At 68.4% G+C, this 22,005-nt stretch carries 18 protein-coding genes and 1 other RNA gene; 18 read left to right on the top strand and 1 reads right to left on the bottom strand.

All coding sequences use genetic code 11. The annotated features are described in order from the left end of the window. Positions 1–214 precede the first annotated feature (214 nt). The 5 genes from rsmI to rnpB all read left to right on the top strand — a co-directional run bounded on the left by rsmI (position 215) and on the right by rnpB (position 6,393). On the top strand, positions 215–1,054 hold the full coding sequence (rsmI, locus tag Q0907_RS15305) for a 16S rRNA (cytidine(1402)-2'-O)-methyltransferase (RefSeq protein WP_299346438.1): 840 nt from the start codon (positions 215–217) through the stop codon (positions 1,052–1,054). Continuing rightward, positions 1,051–2,856 carry a DUF885 domain-containing protein gene (locus Q0907_RS15300; RefSeq protein WP_299346434.1) on the top strand — a complete coding sequence of 602 codons (1,806 nt, stop codon included), beginning with the start codon at positions 1,051–1,053 and terminating at the stop codon, positions 2,854–2,856. Before rsmI ends, Q0907_RS15300 begins: the two co-directional genes overlap by 4 nt. Before the next feature lie 103 nt (positions 2,857–2,959). Further along, positions 2,960–4,741 carry a DUF885 domain-containing protein gene (locus Q0907_RS15295; protein WP_299346432.1) on the top strand — a complete coding sequence of 594 codons (1,782 nt, stop codon included), beginning with the start codon at positions 2,960–2,962 and terminating at the stop codon, positions 4,739–4,741. A gap of 50 nt (positions 4,742–4,791) precedes the next feature. Then, on the top strand, positions 4,792–6,012 hold the full coding sequence (chrA, locus tag Q0907_RS15290; protein ID WP_299346429.1) for a chromate efflux transporter: 1,221 nt from the start codon (positions 4,792–4,794) through the stop codon (positions 6,010–6,012). A gap of 32 nt (positions 6,013–6,044) precedes the next feature. Continuing rightward, positions 6,045–6,393: RNase P RNA component class A (gene rnpB / locus Q0907_RS15285), an RNA gene on the top strand. A 204-nt stretch (positions 6,394–6,597) separates the two neighbouring features. Here the strand turns inward: rnpB and Q0907_RS15280 are convergent. After that, positions 6,598–7,368: an NRDE family protein gene (locus Q0907_RS15280; protein ID WP_299346427.1), complete on the bottom strand. Its 771-nt coding sequence runs from the start codon at positions 7,366–7,368 to the stop codon at positions 6,598–6,600. 320 nt (positions 7,369–7,688) lie between these two features. Between Q0907_RS15280 and mraZ the strand changes: the two genes are divergently transcribed. Genes mraZ through ftsA form a run of 13 tightly spaced genes read left to right on the top strand, consistent with a single transcriptional unit; the run spans position 7,689 to position 21,967 of the window. Beyond that, positions 7,689–8,135, top strand: a complete 447-nt coding sequence (gene mraZ / locus Q0907_RS15275; RefSeq protein WP_296278484.1) for a division/cell wall cluster transcriptional repressor MraZ — start codon at positions 7,689–7,691, stop codon at positions 8,133–8,135. Next, entirely contained in the window at positions 8,132–9,100 is a 969-nt protein-coding gene (gene rsmH, locus Q0907_RS15270) for a 16S rRNA (cytosine(1402)-N(4))-methyltransferase RsmH (RefSeq protein WP_299346425.1), read from the top strand. Before mraZ ends, rsmH begins: the two co-directional genes overlap by 4 nt. Then, on the top strand, positions 9,097–9,360 hold the full coding sequence (gene ftsL / locus Q0907_RS15265) for a cell division protein FtsL (protein ID WP_296278482.1): 264 nt from the start codon (positions 9,097–9,099) through the stop codon (positions 9,358–9,360). Before rsmH ends, ftsL begins: the two co-directional genes overlap by 4 nt. Further along, a complete protein-coding gene (locus Q0907_RS15260) occupies positions 9,357–11,204 on the top strand; it encodes a penicillin-binding transpeptidase domain-containing protein (protein WP_299346422.1) in 1,848 nt (615 codons plus the stop codon). Before ftsL ends, Q0907_RS15260 begins: the two co-directional genes overlap by 4 nt. Then, positions 11,201–12,685, top strand: coding sequence for a UDP-N-acetylmuramoyl-L-alanyl-D-glutamate--2,6-diaminopimelate ligase (locus tag Q0907_RS15255; protein WP_299346419.1), 1,485 nt, complete (start codon positions 11,201–11,203; stop codon positions 12,683–12,685). The genes Q0907_RS15260 and Q0907_RS15255 overlap by 4 nt, the downstream gene beginning before the upstream one ends. Then, complete coding sequence (gene murF / locus Q0907_RS15250; RefSeq protein WP_299346417.1) at positions 12,682–14,058, top strand: UDP-N-acetylmuramoyl-tripeptide--D-alanyl-D-alanine ligase; 1,377 nt, start codon at positions 12,682–12,684, stop codon at positions 14,056–14,058. The genes Q0907_RS15255 and murF overlap by 4 nt, the downstream gene beginning before the upstream one ends. After that, the gene (gene mraY / locus Q0907_RS15245) at positions 14,048–15,133 is read left to right on the top strand and encodes a phospho-N-acetylmuramoyl-pentapeptide-transferase (RefSeq protein WP_296278478.1); all 1,086 of its coding nucleotides are present in this window, start codon (positions 14,048–14,050) and stop codon (positions 15,131–15,133) included. Before murF ends, mraY begins: the two co-directional genes overlap by 11 nt. After that, on the top strand, positions 15,133–16,452 hold the full coding sequence (ftsW, locus tag Q0907_RS15240; RefSeq protein ID WP_299346414.1) for a putative lipid II flippase FtsW: 1,320 nt from the start codon (positions 15,133–15,135) through the stop codon (positions 16,450–16,452). Before mraY ends, ftsW begins: the two co-directional genes overlap by 1 nt. Beyond that, complete coding sequence (gene murG / locus Q0907_RS15235) at positions 16,449–17,546, top strand: undecaprenyldiphospho-muramoylpentapeptide beta-N-acetylglucosaminyltransferase (protein WP_299346411.1); 1,098 nt, start codon at positions 16,449–16,451, stop codon at positions 17,544–17,546. Before ftsW ends, murG begins: the two co-directional genes overlap by 4 nt. Beyond that, on the top strand, positions 17,546–18,997 hold the full coding sequence (gene murC, locus Q0907_RS15230) for a UDP-N-acetylmuramate--L-alanine ligase (RefSeq protein ID WP_296278571.1): 1,452 nt from the start codon (positions 17,546–17,548) through the stop codon (positions 18,995–18,997). The genes murG and murC overlap by 1 nt, the downstream gene beginning before the upstream one ends. Then, positions 18,994–19,956, top strand: a complete 963-nt coding sequence (locus Q0907_RS15225) for a D-alanine--D-alanine ligase (RefSeq protein ID WP_299346408.1) — start codon at positions 18,994–18,996, stop codon at positions 19,954–19,956. The genes murC and Q0907_RS15225 overlap by 4 nt, the downstream gene beginning before the upstream one ends. Continuing rightward, positions 19,953–20,735, top strand: coding sequence for a cell division protein FtsQ/DivIB (locus Q0907_RS15220; RefSeq protein WP_299346406.1), 783 nt, complete (start codon positions 19,953–19,955; stop codon positions 20,733–20,735). The genes Q0907_RS15225 and Q0907_RS15220 overlap by 4 nt, the downstream gene beginning before the upstream one ends. After that, positions 20,732–21,967: a cell division protein FtsA gene (ftsA, locus tag Q0907_RS15215; RefSeq protein ID WP_055940270.1), complete on the top strand. Its 1,236-nt coding sequence runs from the start codon at positions 20,732–20,734 to the stop codon at positions 21,965–21,967. The genes Q0907_RS15220 and ftsA overlap by 4 nt, the downstream gene beginning before the upstream one ends. Positions 21,968–22,005 lie beyond the last annotated feature (38 nt).

The raw sequence follows: 22,005 nt of genomic DNA, 5'->3' as shown, positions 1-22,005 counted from the left end.
CGGGGGCGAAGCGTGCGGACGATGTGACGGGGCTCGTGCCCGGCGTGGTCGCGCAACTGGCGAGCAGGGCGACCAGCAGCAATGCCGCCAGGGCCCGGGCGGGACGGAGGCGTGCGGAAAGCGTGCGTGCGACAGGCAGGTCCAAGGGCATCGTCGATGTTCAGGCAGGGGAACCGGGCTACGATTCTACCCCCAGCCACCGAGCCCCACTGGAATGCCTGCCGGAACCCTGTTCATCGTCGCCACCCCGATCGGCAACCTCGGCGACCTGACGCCCCGGGCACTGGAGACGCTGCGAAACGTGGCGGCGATCTGCGCCGAGGACACACGCCGCAGCGGCCAGCTGATGTCGCACTTCGGCGTGTCCACGCCGCTGGTGGCCCTGCATGAACACAATGAGGACGCACTGGCCCTGCGCGTGGTCGAACGCCTGCTGGCCGGCGACTCCCTCGCGCTGGTGAGCGACGCCGGCACGCCGCTGGTCAGCGACCCCGGGTTCCGTCTGGTCCGCGCCGCGCGCGCAGCCGGCATCAAGGTCAGCCCGTTGCCCGGCGCCTGCGCCGCGATCGCCGCCTTGAGCGTGGCGGGGTTGCCGAGCGACCGCTTCACGTTCGAAGGCTTCCTGCCGGCCAAGGCGTCCGCGCGACGCGAGCAACTGCAGCGCCTGGCAGGTGAAGCCCGCACGCTGGTGTTCTACGAGTCCTCGCACCGCATCGCGGAGTCGCTGGCGGACATGCGCGCCGCGTTCGGCGACGACCGTCCCGCGGTGCTGGCGCGCGAACTGACCAAGCTGTTCGAAACCGTTCTCGACGGCACGCTGGCCGAGCTGCAGGCGCGCGTCGACGCCGACGACAACCAGCGCAAGGGCGAGTTTGTCGTCATGGTGCAGGGCGCGCCGGACGACGAGACGGCGCAGCTCGCAGAGGGTCGTCGCGTCTATGCGCTGCTCAACGCCCACCTGCCGCCGTCGGCAGCCGCCAAGCTCGCTGCCGAGATCACCGGCGCGCCGAGGAAGGAGTTGTATGGCGGCCTGGTCTCGAAGGAAAAGGAATGAAGATGAGAATGCGTGAACGGCTCAAGGCCGCCGTCGCGACGCTGGTCATGGTGGCGGCATCGCCCGCGGTGATCGCGTCGACCCCGCCGGACGCCCGTGAGCGGTTCCGCCAGCTGGTGGCGGAGAGCCAGAAGGCCGATGACACGCTGCATCCCCTGCGTCTCGCCGAGCGCGGCCTGCCCCCGACCGGGGCCGTTTTCGTCGACCCCCAGAGCGAGGCCTTCGCCCTGCAGCTGGCGACGAACAAGCGTGCCGAACTGTCGGGCCTGGCCGGCATAGACCGCGCCTCACTGGCCGAGAAGGACCAGATCGCCTACGACGCGTTCCGCTACCAGGCCGAGCAGGCGCTCGGCGACATCGACAGCGGCATCCATGCGATCCGCAACCTGGTGCCGCTGAACGCCTCCTTCGGCCTGCACGTCGAGTTCCCCGACTATCTGTCGGGCGTCCGCTTCAAGACGGTCGAAGACTACGAACGGGGGCTGGCCCAGCTGGAAGGCTTCGTCGGGTACATGGACAGCACGGTCGATCGCCTGGAGCAGGGAATGGCTCGGGGCTACCACCAGCCCAAGGTGGTGGTGAACAACATCCTGGGGCAGGTCGAAGCCTTCCTGAAGCTGCCGGTCGAGGAGAATCCCTTCTACTCCCCTGTCACGCGTTTCCCTGACGCCATCGGGACCGCGGACCGCACCCGCCTGGAGGCCGCGTATCGCCAGGCCATCGAAGGTCGCGCCGCACCGGCCTACGCGCGCTGGCGCACGTTCCTGCGCGAACGCTATCTGCCGGGCGCCACCGAGGGCGTCGGCCTGTGGGCGATGAAGGACGGCGAGCGGGTCTATGCGTCCCTGCTGGTCCAGCACACCACCACGAAGATGAGCGCGCAGCAGATCCACCAGTTGGGTGTGGCGGAAGTGGCCAGGATCCGCGCCGCCATGGAACAGGCGCGCCAGGCGACCGGCTTCGACGGCGACCTCCCGGCCTTCTTCGAACACGTCCGCACCGGGCCGCAGTTCTACTATTCGGAGCCGAAGGACCTCATCGACCACTTCGAGCGCATCGAAACAAAGGTCTGGGAGCGGATGCCAGACCTGTTCTCGCGTCGTCCGCGTGCCGCATTCGAGCTGCGTCCGCTGCCGGCGCTGGGCGACCAGCGGGGCACGGGCTACTACCGCGCCGGTCCGCCGGACGCGTCGGAGCCCGGCGTCCTGTTCTTCAACATGGCCATGTTGAACACGCGTCCCATCCCGACTCTGGAGACGCTGGAACTACACGAGGGCGTGCCCGGCCACCACTACCAGATCTCGCTGGTCCAGGAGGACGAGAGCCTGCCGGACCTGCTGCGTTTCGGGCAGGTGCCCGCCACCGCCTATACCGAGGGCTGGGGCCTGTATGCCGAATCGCTGGGGCAGGAACTGGGCATGTTCACCGACCCCTACCAATGGTTCGGCCACCTGGACATGGAAATGCTGCGCGCCGTGCGCCTGGTGGTCGACACCGGTCTCCATGCCATGCACTGGGACCGTCAACGCGCGATCGACTACATGCTGGCCAACACCTCCATGGCCCCGCGCGACGTGGCGGTCGAGATCGATCGCTACATCACCAATCCGGGCCAGGCCTGCGCCTACAAGGTGGGTGAACTGAAGTTGCAGGAACTCCGGCGGCGTGCGACCGAGCGCCTGGGTGCGGATTTCGACATCCGGCGTTTCCACGACCAGGTGCTGGACACCGGTGCCCTGCCGCTGGACGTGCTGGAAGCCAAGATCGACCGCTGGCTGATGTCGAGCGGGGCCGCGCATTAGGCCTTGGGTATGCGTCCTGTTCGGAGAGATTGCATGGTCTCGTTCTGCGTTCCGGCCTCCCGGCACTCGAGGCTCGGGACGCCTTGCTTTGGAGGTGCACCTGATGCGTCGTCGTGAACTGCTGGTCGGCGCCGCGGCGCTCGGCCTGACGTGGCCCCTGGCCGCGCGCATGGCCGGTTCGAAGCCTGTCGCCGACACGACGGGGGATGCGCCCGCCGAGGACGTCCGCCTGGCGGACCTGCTGCAACGCCATGCCCAGGCCCTCAAGGCAGAGGAGGGTGGACCGGACCGCCTGGCCGACTATTCGCTGGCCGCTCGCGCGCGTCATCGGCAGGCGACGGCGCTGCGACTGGACGAACTGGGCGGGATCGACCGTGCCGCACTCTCGGCCGCCGCCGCGCTGGACTACGACACGGCCCGCTTCGTCTACGAGGCCATGGCGGACCAGTACGGGCGCTACGGTTTTTCCGACATCAACCTGCGCCCCAGCCCTTATGTCGTCAGTCAGATGAACGGTGCCTACTTCTGGCTGCCGGACGGCATCGGTGGACGCTCGCCCATGAAGGACGCGGCGGATGCCGACCGCTATCTGGACAGGCTGGGCCAGTTCGCCGTGGCCCTGGACCAGGAAACCGAACAGATCCGCCACGACGCGGGCCTGGGTGTCATCCCCCCGCATTTCATTCTGGCCAAGACCCTGAAGCAGCTCGCGACCTTGCGCGATGCCGCGCCGAGCGGCAATCCATTGACGACGTCGGCACTCGCGCGTGCGCGCGACGCCGGGATCGCCGATCTGGACCGTCGCGCCTCGGCGATCCTGGTCGGGCGTATCGTGCCTGCCCTGCAACGCCAGAGCGACGCGCTCGCAGCCTTGATGCCCCGCGCCGATGATCGTGCAGGCGTGTGGGCCAAGCCCGACGGCGAGGCTTACTACGCCTCGGCGCTGCGTTCCAACACCATCGCCCGCTACGCGCCAGGCGAGCTGCATCGACTCGGCCTGACGTGGGTGGAGGAACTGTCGACCGAGATCGATCAGCTGCTGCGCGCCGAGGGTCTGACCGGGGGATCGGTGGGTGAGCGCATGGCCGCCCTCGATCGCGATCCGCGCTTCCTCAAGCCGGACACGGACGCGGGACGCCAGGCGATCATCGACTACGCCAGCGCACACCTGGATCGGATCAGGGGCCTGCTGCCACGGGGGTTCCGCGTGATTCCGGATCGACCGGTCGAAGTGCAGCGCATCTCGCCCGCGATCCAGGACGGCGCGCCAGGCGCGTTCTACAGCGCCAGCAGCGATCCCGCCCAGCCCTCGACCATCTTCCTCAACCTGCGCTCGGTCGCGGAGAACGCGCTGTGGCGCATCCCGACGCTGCTGCATCACGAAGGCATACCCGGTCACCATTTCCAGGACAGTGTGCTGCGCGAGGCGGGTGGACTGTCGCTGTTCCGGCGCACGGTGCGCTTTTCGGCGTGGACCGAGGGCTGGGCCCTGTATGCCGAACAACTGGCGGATGAGATCGGTGCATTCGAAGGCGATCCGTTCGGGCGAATCGGCTACCTGCAGGGCCAGTTGTTCCGTGCCTGCCGTGTCGTCGTCGACACCGGCATCCACCACGCGCGCTGGACCCGCCAGCAGGCCATCGACTGGATGGTGGCCAACGCCGGCGAACATCGCGATGCCGCCGAGCGCGAGATCGACCGCTATTGCGTCTACCCGGGGCAGGCCTGCAGCTTCATGGTCGGCAAGCAGCAGATTCTGGCGACGCGCGAGAAGGCCCGGCAGCGCCTGGGCACGCGGTTCGACACGCGCGCCTACAACGACTTCATCCTGGCGTCCGGGCCGCTTCCCATGGATGTCCTCGATGGGGCAGCGGCGCTCGCGTGAATCATGCCGGTGTCGAGGAAGGCGCGGGAAATGGGTGAGGGATGATGCTCATGCGAGGGATGACTGCGCGGGAGCCGCGACAGCAGGCCAGCGCCTGGCGGGTATTCCGCGTATTCCTTCGGCTTGGGCTGGTTTCATTCGGCGGCCCCATCGCCCATCTCGGCTATTTTCGCGATGAGTTCGTGGCGCGACGCCAGTGGCTGACGGACAGTGCGTACGCCGAGCTGGTCGCGCTCTGCCAGTTCCTGCCCGGTCCGGCGAGCAGCCAGGTGGGCATGGCCATTGGCTTGTCGCAGGCAGGCATCCGCGGCGCCGTCGCGGCGTGGTGCGGGTTCACCTTGCCGTCCGCGGTGTTGATGGTGCTGTTCGCGCTTGGACTCGTGCATTGGGGCAGCGCATTGCCCGCCGAATCGCTGCACGGTTTTAAGTGGGTCGCGGTCGCCGTGGTGGCGCAGGCCGTATGGACGATGGGGCGTATGTTCTGCATCGATGCGCCGCGCGTGCTGATGGCGGTGGCAACGACGCTGGTCGTGGTCTGGTGGCCACACGCATGGGTGCAGTGGCTGTTGATCGCCGTGGGTGCAATGACAGGACTGGCGTTGCGACGTGCGTCCGATACGGCAGGTGCCGATGGCATGGCGGTGCTGCTGTCCGCGCGTACCGGCGTGGCGATGCTGGTGGCCTTCTTGATCCTGCTGTTGCTGCTGCCGTGGGTGGCGCGGTATTCCATGGAGCCAGCCGTGCAGGTATTCGATGCGTTCTACCGCACGGGTGCGCTGGTTTTCGGTGGCGGCCACGTGGTGCTGCCCTTGCTGCAGGCGGAAGTAGTGGCGCCTGGCTGGATCGGCACGGGTGAATTCCTTGCCGGTTACGGCTTCGCCCAGGCGCTGCCCGGGCCTTTGTTCGCGTTCTCCGCTTTCCTGGGGACTGCCATGTCCGCCGGGCCGGGTGGCTGGCTGGGCGCGATGGTGTGCCTGCTTGCGATTTTCCTGCCTTCCTTCCTGCTGATCGTGGGTGTGTTGCCCTTCTGGTCGCGCGTACGCCGTCAGCGAGGCGCGCAGGCCGCGGTGGCCGGGGTCAATGCGGTGGTGGTGGGACTGTTGCTGGCAGCACTCCACGACCCGCTATGGACCACGGCCGTGCGTGACTGGCGCGACGTTGCGTGGATTGCCGTGGGCGTGGTGATGCTGATGTGGGCGAAGTTGCCGCCGTGGCTCGTGGTGCTGCTGCTGGGTCTCGGCGGTGCCGCATCCGCCTGGCTGTCGGCTTAGCGGCATGGCCGTTGTGCGACAATGGGCGCGGCGGAGTCGGCCAGACAGTCGCGTCATTGGAAACAATGCCGAGGAAAGTCCGGGCTCCACAGGGCAAGGTGCCAGGTAACGCCTGGGCGGCGCGAGCCGACGGAAAGTGCAACAGAAAGATACCGCCGATGGCTCTTCGGAGATCAGGCAAGGGTGAAATGGTGCGGTAAGAGCGCACCGCGAGTCCGGCAACGGACCGGCACGGCAAACCCCACCGGGAGCAAGACCAAATAGGGAGGCTATGCTGCGGCCCGCAGTGTCTCCGGGTAGGTTGCTTGAGCGTAACGGTGACGTTGCGCCTAGAGGAATGACTGTCCACGACAGAACCCGGCTTATCGGCCGGCTCCGCCGCCAGCTTCAACGCGCGAAGCGCGTTGAAGCTCCCAAAGTTCGCATTGCGAACTTTGGGCCCCAGGCCTTCGTTGCCACACCCCCGCTCGCGCGGTGCGCTCGCCGCCCCCTGACTCAGGGGGCAGTTAAAGGCGAGCGATCACAGGGTTCCCTGTAGGAGCGACGTAAGTCGCAACCGCGAGCCTCCAGCTTCGATAGCGCTGGCTACGCGCCAGTTTGGATCCGCAACGTCGTCTCCCCCTCGAACACACCGTCAGGCCCGAACCTCCGCTCGCTGATCCACCCATGCCCCGCATGATCGATGGCAATCAGGGTGCTGGCGCGGGTTCCATAGCGTTCGCCACGGATGAAGGCCGGCGACAGCCTGCGTTCGAGGTCGATGCCTACGCCGGTGTCGGGAAGGCGGTCGTCGGGCGCGGGGGTTTCGTCCGCCAGCGCGCTCCAAAGCGTATCGACTTCGTCCCTCTCCGCCGACACCCATGCGGCGAGTCGCTCCTTGAGCGCCATCGTCTTTGGCCAGGCCTCGTCGAGGTCGCCATTGGACAAGCCGTGCAGACCCGGTGCGAGCGTGATCCGACGGGGCGTGGGGTAGTTGCTCACGTATTCGCAATCGGCGGCGTCCGCGAGCAGTAGGTTGAACGGGGCAAAGGCTTCGGCGGCCACCAGCACGCCGGTGGCGCGGTGCGTCGCACCGTCGGGCGACTGCAGGAAACCGGCCGCCAGCTGACCCCTCGACGGAGCCCCCGGAATCCGGATGGCCGGATCGCGCACGTTTGTGACCACCGCCACCCGCCCGCCGGCGTCCGCCCCGGCCCAGGTGCCGCCCGACTGCAGGTCCCGGCCTGCCAGCACGTGGGGCGACGCCTCCCAGTGCGCCAGCGCCGCCGTGGGTCGAGCGTGGAACTCGTCGCGGTTGCCTGCCAGCAGCAGCCGCCAGCGCGGGTGGACCTTCCAGGCGAGGGCGACGAGGCACATGGGCCGATTCTGGGCCTCCGGTTTGCGCAGTTCCACCCGGGAGCGCCGGCGCGGACGAGACGGGATGTGAAACGACGGTCACCTCACTGAATCGTCCCTCAATCTCAAAATTTGAGACGAAACAGCAACTTGTGGATAAGGCTTGAACAAGTCTCTGAAGTTTGCTGCAAGCCATTGATCCGCCAAGTGATTTAGGCGGTCGTTTCCTGTTGACAACCCTGTGCGCGCTGCTAAGGTGGGCAACAGAGGGAAAACCGGGTTTTCAGTGGTTTTTCGTGGTTCAATTGATCGCTCATTCGCGCGTCGGGAAGGCAGGGGTAGTGTTTCAGGGTGAGACCGCCATCACAGTGGACGACAAGGGACGGCTCGCGGTGCCCACCGCGTACCGTGACCTCGTCGCGCGCGAGTGCGGCAACCGCCTGGTGATCACCTACAACCCCTTCGAGGGCGGCAGCCTCTACCTGTACCCCGAGAAGGTCTGGCAGCGCGTCCGTGATGAGGTCAGCAAGCTGCCCAGCACCCAGAAGGCGCACCGCAGCCTGCAGTTGAAGCTGATCGGCGCCGCGTCGCCGGTCGAGCTGGACGGCAATGGCCGCATCAGCATCCCGGCCAGCCATCGCAGCGCGGTGGGAATCGAGAAAAAGGCCGTGCTGCTCGGCATGGGCGAGAAGTTCGAACTCTGGAGCGAACAGGCGCACCACGCGCAGATCCGTCAGTCCCTCACCGACGACGATCTGAGCGCACACATGCTCGAGCTGCGCTTGTGAGCAAGGGTGACGGCAAGCGGCAGTCCGCGCCGGCCGATCACCTCCCCGCGCTGCACTTGCCGGTGTTGTACACGCAGGTCATGGAAGGGCTGCAGGTGAAGGAGGACGGAACATATCTGGACGGCACCTTCGGGCGTGGAGGCCACGCGCGCGGCGTGCTGCAACACCTCGGCCCGGGAGGCCGGCTGCTGGTGATGGACAAGGATCCCGAAGCGATCGCCCATGCCGAACGGATGTTCGCGGGCGATGCGCGCGTGTCGATCTTCCGCGGCAGCTTCGCGTCCCTGGCAGCATGGAATGAAACCGCGGCCGGCCTGGACGGCGTGCTGCTGGACCTGGGCGTGTCCTCGCCGCAACTCGACGTGGCCGAGCGCGGCTTCAGCTTCGGCAAGGACGGTCCGCTCGACATGCGCATGGATCCCGAATCGGGCGAAAGCGCGGCCGAGTGGATCGCGCGCGCCGACGAGCGCGACATCGCCGACGTGCTGTGGACCTACGGCGAAGAGAAGCAGAGTCGCCGCATCGCGCGCGCCATCGTCGCCCGTCGCGCCACGCAGCCCTTCATGCGCACCGCCGACCTGGCAGGCGTCATCGCCTCCGTGATGCCGCGCGGGGAGAAGACCCATCCCGCCACCCGCAGCTTCCAGGCGATCCGCATCCACATCAACCGCGAGCTGGCGGATTTGGAAGCGGGTCTCGATGCGGCCCTCATGCGCCTGAAAGCCGGCGGCCGGCTGGCTGTCATCAGCTTCCATTCGCTGGAAGACCGCATCGTCAAGCAGTTCATAAACCGGCACGCCAAGGCGCCGCCGGCCAACCGCCGCCTGCCGGTGGCGCTGGACTTCACGCCGACCCTGCGCGCCATCGGCGGCGGGCAGAAGGGCGAGCCCGACGAAGTGTCCTCGAACCCGCGTGCCCGCAGCGCCGTGCTGCGCGTGGCCGAGAAGCTGGAGGTGGCCGCATGAGCCGCTTCCTGATCGCCGTGCTGGTGCTGGCGAATATCGCCTCGGCGATCGGGGTGGTCTATGCGCGCCACCGCCACCGCGTGCTGTTCGACGAGGTGACGCGGCTGGAGCGTGCACGCGACGAACTGAACGTCGAATTCGGTCGCCTGCAGCTTGAGCAGGCCACGGTCGCCGAAGCGACCCGCATCGACCAGATCGCCCGCGTGCGCCTGGGCATGAAGTCGCCGGAAGCGGCGGATATCGTGGTGGTGCGTCCATGAACGCCGCACCGGCCAAGAACCGCAATCGCGCGCGCTTCAACCTGCGCGGCCGACTGGCACTGGTGCTCGGCGCCATGGGCCTGTGTTCGATCAGCCTGGTCGGGCGCGCGGCGTACGTGCAGCTGATCAACCACGATTTCTACCAGCGCCAGGGCGATGCGCGTTTCCTGCGCGAGATTCCGATCCCGACCTCTCGCGGCATGATCACCGACCGCAACGGCGAACCGGTGGCGGTGTCCTCGCCGGTGGAATCGGTATGGGGCAACCCGCAGGAACTGCTGAAGGCGCCCGACCGCCTGCCGGAACTCGCGCAGGCGCTGGGCGTGCCGCTCGACCACCTGACCAACCGCCTGTCGCAGAAGGCCGACAAGGAATTCCTGTACCTCAAGCGCCGGATCAATCCGGACGAGGCGCAGAAGATCCTGGCGCACAAGATTCCCGGCGTGTTCTCGCAGCGCGAGTTCCGCCGTTTCTATCCGCAGGGGCCCGCGATGGCCCACGTGCTGGGCTTCACCAACATCGACGACCGCGGGCAGGAAGGCCTGGAACTGGCCTTCGACGAGTGGCTCAGCGGCACGCCGGGCGCGCAGAAGGTGATCCGCGACAACCGCGGCCGCATCGTCGAGAACGTGGACCTGATCCGCTCCGCGCAGCCGGGCAAGGACCTGACGCTCAGCATCGACCGCCGCATCCAGTATCTGGCCCACCGCGAACTGCGCAATGCGCTGCTCGAGCACCAGGCCAGCAGCGGCTCGATCGTGATCATGGACGTCGCCACCGGCGAAGTGCTCGCGATGGTCAACCTGCCGACCTACAACCCGAACGCGATCGAGCGGGTGAAGCCGGATGCGCGCCGTAACCGCGCGCTGACGGACATGATCGAGCCCGGCTCGACGATGAAGCCGCTGACCGTATCGACCGCCCTGAAGGCCGGCGTGGTCACGCCGTCGACGCTGGTCAACACCAACCCCGGTTACATGGCGTTGAACAGCCGGTACACCATCCGCGACGTGCCGCGGAACAACGGTGTGCTGACCGTCACCGGCGTGATCACCAAGAGCTCGAACATCGGCTCGATCAAGATCGCGGAGAAGCTGCCCAACGCCTACTTCTACGAGAGCATCCACAGCTTCGGCTATGGCCAGAAGCCGGGCAGCGGTTTCCCGGGCGAGTCCGCCGGCATGCTGGCGCCGCCGGACCGCTGGAATGGCTTGCAGAAGGCGACCATGTCCTACGGCTATGGCCTGGCGGTGACGCCCCTGCAGATCGCGCGTGCCTACTCGGCATTGGGCAACGGCGGCAGGCTGGTGACGCCTACGTTCGTGAAGGGCCAGCGCAGCGAGGCGCCGCAGGTGCTGGACCCGGCGATCGCGCACGAGGTCGTCGGCATGATGGAAACCGTGGTGACGCAGGGCGGCGCCAAGCGCGCGGGCGTGCTCGGTTATCGCGTGGCCGGAAAGACCGGCACCGCCCGCATCGCGTCCGGTGGCGGGTACGCGAAGGGGCGCTACGCGTCTTTCTTCGCCGGTCTGGTGCCGGCCAGCAATCCGCGCTTCGCCGCCGTCGTGGTGATCAACGACTCCCAGGAAGGCGGCTACTACGGTGGCCTGGTGGCCGCGCCGGTCTTCCATGACGTGATGGACGGGACGCTGCGCCTGATGGACGTGCCGCCGGACGACATCGAGGCGTGGCTCGCCGCGCAGGCGAAGAACGCGGGCAAGCAGGGCGGCGGCGTGCCCGCACCGGCACCGGCGCCGGTCCCCGACGATGCCGTCGACACGATGGATCCCTCCGCTTTCGATACCCCGCATGCAGCGGCGCCGGCCACGGGGGCCACGAGATGAGGCGGATGATGGCGCTCGCCGAACTGCTGCCCGACGTGGATGTGCCGCGCGACATCGTGGTGCGTGGCCTGACCCTGGACAGCCGCAGCGTGCAGCCCGGCGACGCGTTCGTCGCCATTGCCGGCTTCGGCGCGCATGGCCTGAACTTCGCCGCGCAGGCGCAGGAGAACGGCGCGAGCGCGATCCTGTTCGAACCGCCCGTACCCGATGGCCTGGAAGCGCCGCGCGACGCGATCGCCGTTCCCGGGCTGCGCATGCGCATGGGCACCATGGCCGACCGTTTCCACGCCGCGCCGTCGCACGACATGAAGATGGTCGGCGTCACCGGCACCAACGGAAAGACGTCGACCGTACAGCTGCTGGCGCAGGCCTGGCACCTGCGGGGCGTGCGTTGCGCGACCGTCGGCACCCTCGGCGCCGGCATGTACGGCGAAGTGGTGCCCACCGGTTTCACCACGCCGCTGGTGTTGCAGATGCATGCGCTGCTCGCGCAGTTCCGCGATGCCGGCGCGAAGGCGGTGGCGATGGAAGTCAGCTCGCACGCGCTCGACCAGGGGCGCGTGGACGCGGTGCATTTCGATGTCGGCGTATTCACCAACCTGACGCGCGACCACCTGGACTACCACGGCGACATGGAGCGCTACGGGGCGGCCAAGGCACGGCTGTTCTCGCGCGAAGGCCTGAAAGCCGGCGTCATCAACCTCGACGACGCCTACGGCCGCGACCTGTTCGCGCGCCTGCCGCATGGCGTGCAGCGCATCGGCGTCAGCTCGCGCGGCCAGGCGGACGCGAGCGTGCGGGCAGACGCGCTGCGGCTGGATGGCAACGGCATCGCATTCGACCTGATGGTCGGCGACGACGTGCAGGCGGTGCAGTCGCGGCTGCTGGGGCGCTTCAACGTGGACAACCTGCTGGCCGTGGCCGGCGCGCTGCACGCACTGGGCGATACCCCCGCCGACATCGCACGCACGCTGTCGCGGCTGGCGCCGATCCACGGTCGCATGAACCGGCTCGGCGGCGACAGCGACGCGGCAGGCCAGCGTCGCCCGCTGGTGGTCATCGACTACGCGCATACGCCCGACGCGCTGGAACAGGCGCTGGCCAGCCTGCGCGACCACGTGCAGGGGAGGTTGTTCTGCGTGTTCGGCTGCGGGGGCGACCGCGACACCGGCAAGCGCCCGCAGATGGCCGCCATCGCCGAGCGCCTGGCCGACGTGGTGCTGGTCACCGACGACAACCCGCGTACCGAAGACGGCGACCGCATCGTCGCCGACATCATGGCCGGCTTCGCGACCCCGGGCGCGGTGCTCGTGCAGCGCGACCGCGCGCAGGCGATCGCACGCGCGGTCGCGCTGGCCGGACCCGACGACATCGTGCTGGTGGCCGGCAAGGGCCACGAGCCCTACCAGGAAATCCATGGCGTGAAGCATCCGTTCGACGACACCGCCGTGGCGCGCCAGGCGCTGGAGGACCGTCGATGAAGCGGCTTCCCTTGTCCCTGCTGGCGCACTGGGCGGGCGGCGAATTGCTGGGCGACGATCTGGTGATCGGTTCGCTGACCCACGATACCCGCACGCTGGTGCCGGGCAGCCTGTATGTGGCGCTGCGCGGTGAGCGCTTCGACGGCCACGATTTCGCCTACGACGCGGCCATGCGGGGCGCCGCCGCGGTCCTCGTGGACCATGAAGTTAAGGTCGAGGTGCCGCAGGTGGTCGTGCCGGATACGTTGCTGGCGCTGGCGCGGATCGCGGCCGGCCTGCAGCGCGACCGCGTGGAGAAGACGGTCGCGATCACCGGCAGCAACGGCAAGACGTCGGTGAAGACGCTGGTTGTGTCGATCCTGCAGCGCGCCGGCGTCACCTACTTCAATCCGGGCAACCGCAACAACGAGATCGGCCTGCCGATGGCCGTGATCGACGCACCGGACGATGCCGACTTCTCGGTGTACGAGATGGGCGCGGGCAAGCCGGGCGACATCGCCTATCTGACCGACATCGTCACGCCCGAAGTGGCGCTGGTGAACAACATCGCCGCCGCACACCTGGAACGGCTCGGCTCGCTGATGGGCGTGGCCGAGACCAAGGGCGCCATCTACGAGGCGCTGCCGGCCGACGGCACGGCAGTGATCAATGCCGACGATGCGTTCGCCGAGTACTTCGCCAGCCGGGTGCCGGACCGCCGCATCCTGCGCTTCGGCCTGGAAGCGACCGCCGACCTGACCGCGCGCGACATCCGCGCGACCGATGACGGCTCCGACTTCGTGCTGGTGGCGCCGCACGGCGACGTCGCAGTGCAACTGCACCTGCCCGGTCGCCACAATGTGCTCAACGCACTGGCCGCCGCCGGCATCGCGATGGCCTGCGGCGTATCGCTGGCGATCATCGCGGAGGGCCTGTCCGCTGCGCAGCCCGTGGCGGGCCGGCAGGTTGCGCGCACCTTGTCGAACGGCGCAGTGGTGATCGACGACAGCTATAACGCCAATCCCGGTTCGCTGGTGGCCGCCATCGACACCCTGGCGGCGAGCACGCAGGCCGGCGGTGAGGGCTGGCTGGTGCTGGGCGACATGCGCGAACTGGGCGACGACGCCGAAGCGCTGCACGCCGACGCCGGTCGTCGTGCCAAGGCTGCCGGCCTCCGTCGTCTCTATGCGCTGGGACCCCTCAGCGCAGCCGCGGCCGCCGCATTCGGCGAGGGGGCGCAGGCCTTCCAGGACCACGCCTCGCTCGCAGCCGCCTTGCGCGCCGATCTGCGGACGGGCGTGCGCTGCCTGGTGAAAGGGTCGCGCGGCAGCGCGATGGACCGGATCGTCGCCGCCTTGCTGTCCACCGGGGAGGACACACCGCATGCTGCTTGAACTGGCTCGCTGGCTGCAGAGCCTGGAAAACTTTTTCGGCCTGTTCGGCTATCTGACGTTCCGCGGGATCCTGGCGGCGCTGACGTCGCTGGCGCTGTCGCTGTGGTTGGGCCCGGCGGTGATCCGCAAGCTGGGCCAGCTGAAGGGCGGGCAGCCGATCCGCACGGACGGTCCGCAGTCGCACTTCTCCAAGGCCGGCACGCCGACGATGGGCGGTGCGCTGATCCTGATGACCGTGCTGCTGTCGGTGCTGCTGTGGGGCGACCTGCGCAACAAGTACGTATGGGTGGTGCTGCTGGTGATGCTGACCTTCGGCGCCATCGGCTGGTACGACGACTGGATCAAGATCGTCAAGCGCGACCCCAACGGCCTGAAGTCGCGCTGGAAGTACCTGCTGCAGTCGATCTTCGGCCTGGCCGCGGGCCTCTACCTGTACCTGTACGCCGACGTGCCGGCGGCGACGACCTTCTACGTACCGTTCTTCAAGTCGATCGCGCTGCCGCTGGCGGGCATCGGCTTCGTGGCCATCGCCTATTTCTGGATCGTCGGTTTCTCCAATGCGGTCAACCTGACCGACGGCCTCGATGGCCTGGCGATCATGCCGACGGTGCTGGTGGCGTGCGCGCTGGGCGTGTTCGCCTATGCGTCCGGCAATGCGGTGTTCTCCAGCTACCTGCAGATTCCGCCGGTGCCGGGGGCGGGCGAGCTGACCATCATCTGCGCCGCCATCGCCGGGGCCGGGCTCGGCTTCCTGTGGTTCAACACCTATCCCGCCATGGTCTTCATGGGCGACATCGGCGCGCTGGCGCTGGGTGCCGTGCTGGGCACCATCGCGGTGATCGTCCGCCAGGAACTGGTGCTGGTGATCATGGGCGGCATCTTCGTCATCGAGACGCTGTCGGTGATGATCCAGGTGGCGTCGTTCAAGCTGACCGGCAAGCGCGTGTTCCGCATGGCGCCGATCCACCACCACTTCGAACTCAAGGGCTGGCCCGAGCCGCGCGTGATCGTGCGCTTCTGGATCATTTCGGTCGTGCTGGTCCTCGTCGGCCTGGCCACGCTGAAGGTGCGCTGATGAACGACGCGCCACGCCAGGCCACGCGACTGGACGCCATCGGGGGCCGTTTCGATCCCTGGTTGCTCGGCGCCATGCTGGCGCTCGCCTCGCTCGGCGTGGTGATGGTCGCGTCCGCGTCGATCTACCAGCACGGCAATCCGTTCTACTACCTGATCCGCCACGGCATGTTCCTGGTGGCGGGCGCGGGCCTGGCATGGTGGTTGACGCGTACCGAACTGAAAAGCATCGAGGCGCGCAACCAGGTGCTGCTGCTTGGCTGCGTGGTGCTGTTGCTGCTGGTATTCGTGCCGGGCCTGGGCGTGAGCGTGAAGGGCGCGCACCGCTGGATCAACCTGGGGGTGTCGAACTTCCAGGTGGTCGAGGTGGTGAAGGTGTTCTTCATCGTCTGGCTGGCCAGCTACCTAGTGCGTTTCCGCGACGACGTCAGCGCGACCTGGAAAGCCATGCTCAAGCCGTTCGGCGTGGCGCTGACCCTGGTCGCCCTGTTGCTGCTGCAGCCCGACTTCGGCTCATCCACGCTGCTGCTGGCGATCACCGCCGGCATGCTGGTGCTCGGCGGCGTGAACATCCTGCGCATCGTGCTGCCCGGCATCGGCCTGGTCATGATGCTGGCGATGCTGGCGGTGGCGGCGCCGTACCGCCTGCGCCGCATCACCTCGTTCACCAATCCCTGGGACGATCCGTTCGGCAGCGGGTACCAGCTGACCAATGCCCTGATGGCGATCGGGCGCGGCGAATGGAGCGGCATCGGCCTGGGCGGTTCGGTGCTGAAGCTCAACTACCTGCCGGAAGTGCATACCGACTTCATCTTCTCGGTGATCGGCGAGGAGCTCGGCTTCGTCGGCGTGTGCCTGGTGATCGCGCTCTATGCGCTGCTGGTCGGCCGCGCCTTCGTGATCGGCCTGCGCTGCGTCGAAATGCGTCGCCACTTCGCCGGGTACGTCGCCTTCGGCGTGGCGCTGTGGATCGGCATGCAGAGCTTCGTCTCGATGGGCGTGAACCTGGGCCTGTTGCCGACCAAGGGCCTGACCCTGCCGCTGATCTCGTCGGGCGGGTCCAGCATCCTGATGACCTGCGTGGCGATGGGCCTGCTGCTGCGCGTGTCGTACGAACTGGAACGCACGCAGCGCCAGGTCGCCTTGCGTGGCGACGCCGCTCAGGGCGCCGGCGAGGCGCCGCGGGCGCCGGCCGAGCCGCGTCCCGCCAGCCCGGCACCGGCACCGGCGACCGCTGCCGGCGTCTCGCTGTCTCAGACCCTGCGCGGCACCAGCCGCCTGCACGCGCGCGTCGAGCCGACGTTCGAGAGGCTGGCATGAACGCGCCGATGCATGCCCCCGTGATGATCATGGCCGGCGGAACCGGCGGCCACATCTTCCCCGCGCTGGCCGTGGCGAAGGTGCTGCGCGCGCGCGGCGTGCCGGTGATCTGGCTGGGCGCCGATGGCGCGATGGAAACGCGCCTGGTGCCGCAGCACGATATTCCGCTGGATACGCTGGCCATCAGCGGGTTGCGGGGCAAGGGCAAGCTCGCGCTGCTCGGCGCGCCGGTCCGCATCCTGCGCGCGATCCGCGCTGCCGGTTTCGTGTTGCGTCGCCGGGTGCCGCGCGCCGTGGTGAGTTTCGGCGGCTTCGCGGCAGGTCCCGGGGGCGTCGCTGCGCGCCTGATGGGCGTGCCCCTGATGGTGCACGAACAGAACCGCGCGGCCGGATTCACCAACCGCATGCTGGTGAAGGTCGCTCGCCGCGTGATGACGGGCTTTCCCGGCGCCTTCCCGGCGCGCGAGGAAGTCGTCGGCAATCCAGTGCGCGACGAAATCGCGGCATTGCCCACGCCATCCGAACGCCTGGCGGGCCGCGGCGGTCCGCTGTGCGTGCTTGTGCTGGGTGGAAGCCAGGGCGCGCGTGCCTTGAACCTGGCGGTACCGAAGGCGATCGCGGCGTTGCCGCCGGGCAGCCTCGAAGTGCGCCACCAGTGCGGCGAAAAGCTGCGCGATGAAGCTGCAAAGGCCTATGCGGATGCAGGCGTGGCGGCCAGCGTCGAAGCCTTCATCACCGACATGGCGGCGGCGTATGCGTGGGCCGATCTGGTGGTCTGCCGCTCCGGCGCTTCCACGCTCGCCGAGCTGTGCGCGGTCGGCGTGGGCAGCGTGCTGGTTCCGTTCGCGCAGGCCGTCGACGACCACCAGACCCGCAATGCCGAATACCTGGTCGAGCGTGGTGCGGCCGTGCTGCTGAAGCAGGACGACACCTTGGCCGAAACCCTGACGGCGGCGCTGCGCCCGCTCATCGCCGAGCCCGGCAAGCGCATGGCGATGGCGCAAGCCGCGCGCGCACTGGCCAGGACCGATGCGGCCGACCGCATCGCCGACATCATTCTCGAGGAAGCCATTGAAATGAGGACGCAGGCATGATGATGGCTGCTGCACGCGAGCGCCGCCTGCAACACACCGGCAACCTGGCCAAGGAGTTCCGCCGGGTGCACTTCGTCGGCATCGGCGGCTCCGGCATGAGCGGCATCGCCGAAGTGCTGTGCACGCTGGGCTACGAAGTCTCGGGTTCGGACAACGCCGACAACGCCGCGACCCGTCGGCTGGCGTCGCTGGGCGCGCGCGTCATGCGCGGCCACAACGCGTCCAACGTGCTGGGCACCGACTGCGTGGTGGTGTCCAGCGCCATCAAGCACGACAACCCGGAGCTGATGGAGGCGCGCAGCCAGCGTATCCCGATCGTGCCGCGTGCCGCCATGCTCGCGGAACTGATGCGCTTCCGCCGCGGCATCGCCGTCGCGGGCACGCACGGCAAGACCACCACCACCAGCCTCGCCGCCGCCGTGCTGAGCGAAGGCGGCCTGGACCCGACGTTCGTCATCGGTGGCCAGCTGCTCGCCGCCGGCGCCAACGCCAAGCTCGGCGACGGCCAGTGGCTGGTGGCCGAGGCCGACGAAAGCGACGGCAGCTTCCTGCGCCTGAATCCGCTGATCTCCGTCGTCACCAACATCGACGCCGATCACCTGGAAAACTACGGCAACGACTTCGAGCGCGTGAAGGCGGCGTTCGCCGAGTTCCTGCAGCGCCTGCCGTTCTATGGCCTGGCCGTGCTGTGCATCGACGATCCGGAAGTGGCCGCCATCGCGGCGGACACGCCGCGCCACGTGATGAGCTATGGCTTCGCCGAGAACGCCGACGTGCGCGCCGAGGACGTCGAGCAGGAAGGCGGTCGCATGCACTTCACCCTGCGCCTGCCGGAGGACGCCAGCATCCGCGTCAGCCTGGCGCTGCCCGGCCGCCACAACGTGCAGAACGCGCTGGCGGCCGCCGCGATCGGCTGGCAGCTGGGCGTTTCGCCGGAGAACATCGCGGCCGCGCTGGAGAAGTTCGCCGGCATCGGCCGCCGCTTCAACGACCTCGGCGAAATCACCACGTCGCAGGGCGCGCGCGTGCAACTGGTCGACGACTACGGCCATCACCCGAAGGAACTCGCCGCCGTATTCGCCGCCGCGCGTGGTGGCTGGCCGCACAAGCGCCTGGTCGTCGCGTTCCAGCCGCATCGTTACAGCCGCACGCGCGACCAGTTCGATGCGTTCGCGGCCGTGCTGTCGGAAGCCGACGCGCTGGTGCTGAGCGAGGTCTATCCGGCCGGCGAACAGCCAATCGCCGGCGCCGATTCGAAGTCGCTGGCGCGTGCGATCCGTGCCCGCGGCCGCAACGAGCCGGTGGTGGTCAGCCAGGTCAGCGACCTGGTCGACGTGCTGCCCGACGTCCTGCAGGACGGTGATCTGCTGCTGCTGATGGGTGCCGGCGACATCGGCCACATGTCGCAGCACATCGCCGCGCACGGATTCACCGGCAAGGACACCGCATGAACGACCTGACCGTTCCGCCGCTGCGCATCACCGATGCTTCGCGCTTCGGCCGTGTGGCCGTGCTGCTGGGCGGCGCGTCCAGCGAGCGCGAGGTGTCGCTCAACTCCGGGCGGAACGTGCTCGACGCGCTGCTCGCGCGCAGCGTGCAGGCATTCGCCGTCGACGGCGTGCCTGCGCTGATCGAAGCGATCCGCGCGGGCAAGGTCGACCGCGTCTTCAACATCATGCACGGCGGCGATGGCGAGAACGGCGTGCTGCAGGGCCTGCTGCAATCGCTCGGCGTGCCGTACACCGGCCCCGGCGTGCTGGGTTCGGCGCTGACGATGGACAAGATCCGCACCAAGCAGGTGTGGCAGGCCGCGGGTCTGCCCACTGCGACGTTCGTGCGTATTCCGGCCGGTGGCGATCTGGTCGCCGCAGTGCGCACGCTGGGCTTCCCGGTGTTCGTGAAGCCGTCGGCCGAAGGGTCGAGTGTCGGCGTGTTCCAGATCATCGGCGAAGACGACCTGGCGCCCGCCGTGGCCTTCGCCTCTTCGTATCCTGGCGAACTGCTGGCCGAGCAGATGCTGACCGGTGGCGAATTCACCGTCGCCATCCTCGGTGATCTGGCACTGCCGTCGGTGCGCATCGTGCCGGCCAAGGGCTGGTACGACTACCACGCCAAGTACATCGCAGAGGACACGCAGTACCTGTGCCCGGGCCTGGACGACGCCGGCGACGAAGCGCGCATCCGTGCGCTGGCGCTGGACGGCTTCCGCGCCGCGGGTTGCACCGGCTGGGGCCGCGTCGACGTCATGCGCCACGCCGACGGCCGCTTCCTGCTGATGGAAGTGAACACCGCGCCCGGCATGACCAGCCATTCGCTGGTACCGAAGGAAGCCGCGCAGGTCGGCATCGGTTTCGAAGAGCTGTGCTGGCGCATCCTTGAGCAGACGGTGCCGGAGGTGGCGGGCCGATGAACGCCGCCCTGCGCATCCTGACGTGGCTGCTCGCGCTGGCGCTGGTCGCGCTGCCGGTCGTCGCCGTCGTCAACGGCTGGATCGGCGCCGACCGGTGGCCGCTGAGCAAGCTGCGTGTGCAGGGCGAACTGGCGCGCGTCGATGCGGCGCAGCTGCAGGCGGCGGTGCTGCCGCACGCGCGGCGCGGCTTCTTCGCCGTGCGGCTGGAAGACGCCAAGCGCGCTGTCGAACAGTTGCCGTGGGTCGAACGCGCGGATGTCCGCAAGCGCTGGCCCGACGTACTGGAAGTGCGCATCACCGAACACAAGCCGTTCGCGCGCTGGGGCGACGACAAGCTGCTGTCCGAACACGGCCGCCTCTTCCCGATGCCGAAGGAGCTCACCGGCCTGGACCTGCCGCAGCTCGGCGGCCCCGAGTCGCAGGTGCAGGAAGTGACCGCGCTGTACAACGAATCGCGCCAGCTGTTCGCGCCGATGGGCCTGGACGTCACCACGCTGGTGATGGATGCGCGCGGCAGCTGGTCGCTGCTGCTGGGCAACGGCACGCAAGTGGTGGTCGGCCGCGCCGACGCGCGTCCGCGCCTGGGCCGTTTCGCACGGATGCTGCCGCAGCTGCTCGCCACCCAGGCGCAGCCGCTGGTGCGCGCCGACCTCCGCTACACCAACGGGTTCGCGCTCAGCTGGGGCGAGGCGCCGAAGGCGCCGCCACCGACCGCGACACCGACTCCATTGCCTGCGCCGATCGCGGTCGCGGGTCGTCTTCTGCAGGGCATTACATGAATCGCAAGGGTGACAAATCGCTGATCGTCGGGCTGGACATCGGCACCTCCAAGGTGACGGCGCTGGTCGGCGAGTACGCGCCGGGCAATCCGATCGAGGTGATCGGCATCGGCTCGCACGAATCGCGCGGCCTGAAGCGCGGCGTGGTCGTCGACATCGAATCCACGGTGCAATCGATCCAGCGTGCGATCGAAGAGGCCGAGCTGATGGCCGGCTGCGAGATCCGCTCGGTCTACGCGTCGATCTCCGGCAACCACGTGCAGTGCCGGAACTCGCCCGGCATCGTGCCGATCCGCGACGGCGAAGTGACCTGGGGCGACCTGGACCGCGTGCTGGAGGCGGCCAAGGCGGTCGCGATCCCGGCCGACCAGAAGATCCTGCACGCCATTCCGCGCGAGTACAAGCTGGACAACTCGCAGGAAGGCATCCGCAATCCGGTCGGCATGACGGGCGTGCGCTTGGAGGTGGACGCGCATCTGGTGTTCTGCGCGCAGTCGGCGGCCGCCAACATCAGCAAGTGCGTGCAGCGCTGTGGCCTGCAGATCGATGACCTGATCTTCTCCTCGCTGGCCTCCAGCGTCGCCGTGCTGACCAGCGACGAGCGCGAGCTTGGCGTGGTGCTGGTCGACATGGGGGCGGGCACCACCGACCTGGCGGTGTTCGTGCAGGGTGCGATCTGCCACACGGCCTCGCTGCCTATCGCCGGCGACCAGGTCACCAACGACATCGCGCACATGCTGCGCACGCCGACGCCGGAAGCCGAACAGATCAAGGTGCGCTACGCCTGCGCGCTGGCCCAGCTCGCCACGGCCGAAGAAAGCATCCAGGTGCCGAGCGTGGGCGACCGCCCGCCGCGCCGCCTGCCGCGCCACGCGCTGGCGCAGGCCGTGCAGCAGCGCTACGAGGAGATCTTCGAGATGGTGCAGGCCGAACTGCGCCGCTCCGGTTTCGAAGAGCGCGTGCGCGCCGGCATGGTGTTGACCGGCGGCGCCGCGAAGATGGAAGGCGTCGTCGAGCTGGCCGAAGAGATGCTGCAGATGCCCGTGCGCGTCGGCATCCCGCAGCACGTCACCGGGTTGGGCGAAGTGGTCGGCAACCCGGTGCATGCCACCGGCGTGGGCCTGCTGCTGATGGGCAGCCAGATCGAACATCCCCGGCGTCCGTCGTTGCCCACGGGCAAGGCGGGCAGCTGGTTCAAGAAACTGCAGAACTGGTATCGCGGCGAGTTCTGAGTGAGGCGACATCCCCCGCGAAGTTGAAGGCGTCACGA

This window comes from uncultured Pseudoxanthomonas sp., from assembly GCF_947498795.1.
Taxonomy (GTDB): Bacteria; Pseudomonadota; Gammaproteobacteria; order Xanthomonadales; family Xanthomonadaceae; genus Pseudoxanthomonas_A.
The sequence above is the reverse complement of the archived record's forward strand: the minus strand, read 5'-3'. Positions and strand labels throughout refer to the sequence as shown.

What these genes read in the sequence shown, in the direction of transcription:
- murG (WP_299346411.1), top strand. Translation starts at nt 16,449, where the DNA reads ATGAACGCGCCGATGCATGCCCCCGTGATGATCATGGCCGGCGGAACC.
- chrA (WP_299346429.1), top strand. Translation starts at nt 4,792, where the DNA reads ATGCGAGGGATGACTGCGCGGGAGCCGCGACAGCAGGCCAGCGCCTGG.
- Q0907_RS15295 (WP_299346432.1), top strand. Translation starts at nt 2,960, where the DNA reads ATGCGTCGTCGTGAACTGCTGGTCGGCGCCGCGGCGCTCGGCCTGACG.
- Q0907_RS15225 (WP_299346408.1), top strand. Translation starts at nt 18,994, where the DNA reads ATGAACGACCTGACCGTTCCGCCGCTGCGCATCACCGATGCTTCGCGC.
- rsmI (WP_299346438.1), top strand. Translation starts at nt 215, where the DNA reads ATGCCTGCCGGAACCCTGTTCATCGTCGCCACCCCGATCGGCAACCTC.
- murF (WP_299346417.1), top strand. Translation starts at nt 12,682, where the DNA reads ATGAAGCGGCTTCCCTTGTCCCTGCTGGCGCACTGGGCGGGCGGCGAA.
- mraY (WP_296278478.1), top strand. Translation starts at nt 14,048, where the DNA reads ATGCTGCTTGAACTGGCTCGCTGGCTGCAGAGCCTGGAAAACTTTTTC.
- ftsL (WP_296278482.1), top strand. Translation starts at nt 9,097, where the DNA reads ATGAGCCGCTTCCTGATCGCCGTGCTGGTGCTGGCGAATATCGCCTCG.
- Q0907_RS15300 (WP_299346434.1), top strand. Translation starts at nt 1,051, where the DNA reads ATGAAGATGAGAATGCGTGAACGGCTCAAGGCCGCCGTCGCGACGCTG.
- Q0907_RS15220 (WP_299346406.1), top strand. Translation starts at nt 19,953, where the DNA reads ATGAACGCCGCCCTGCGCATCCTGACGTGGCTGCTCGCGCTGGCGCTG.
- Q0907_RS15280 (WP_299346427.1), bottom strand. Translation starts at nt 7,368, where the DNA reads ATGTGCCTCGTCGCCCTCGCCTGGAAGGTCCACCCGCGCTGGCGGCTG.
- Q0907_RS15260 (WP_299346422.1), top strand. Translation starts at nt 9,357, where the DNA reads ATGAACGCCGCACCGGCCAAGAACCGCAATCGCGCGCGCTTCAACCTG.
- Q0907_RS15255 (WP_299346419.1), top strand. Translation starts at nt 11,201, where the DNA reads ATGAGGCGGATGATGGCGCTCGCCGAACTGCTGCCCGACGTGGATGTG.
- murC (WP_296278571.1), top strand. Translation starts at nt 17,546, where the DNA reads ATGATGGCTGCTGCACGCGAGCGCCGCCTGCAACACACCGGCAACCTG.
- ftsA (WP_055940270.1), top strand. Translation starts at nt 20,732, where the DNA reads ATGAATCGCAAGGGTGACAAATCGCTGATCGTCGGGCTGGACATCGGC.
- ftsW (WP_299346414.1), top strand. Translation starts at nt 15,133, where the DNA reads ATGAACGACGCGCCACGCCAGGCCACGCGACTGGACGCCATCGGGGGC.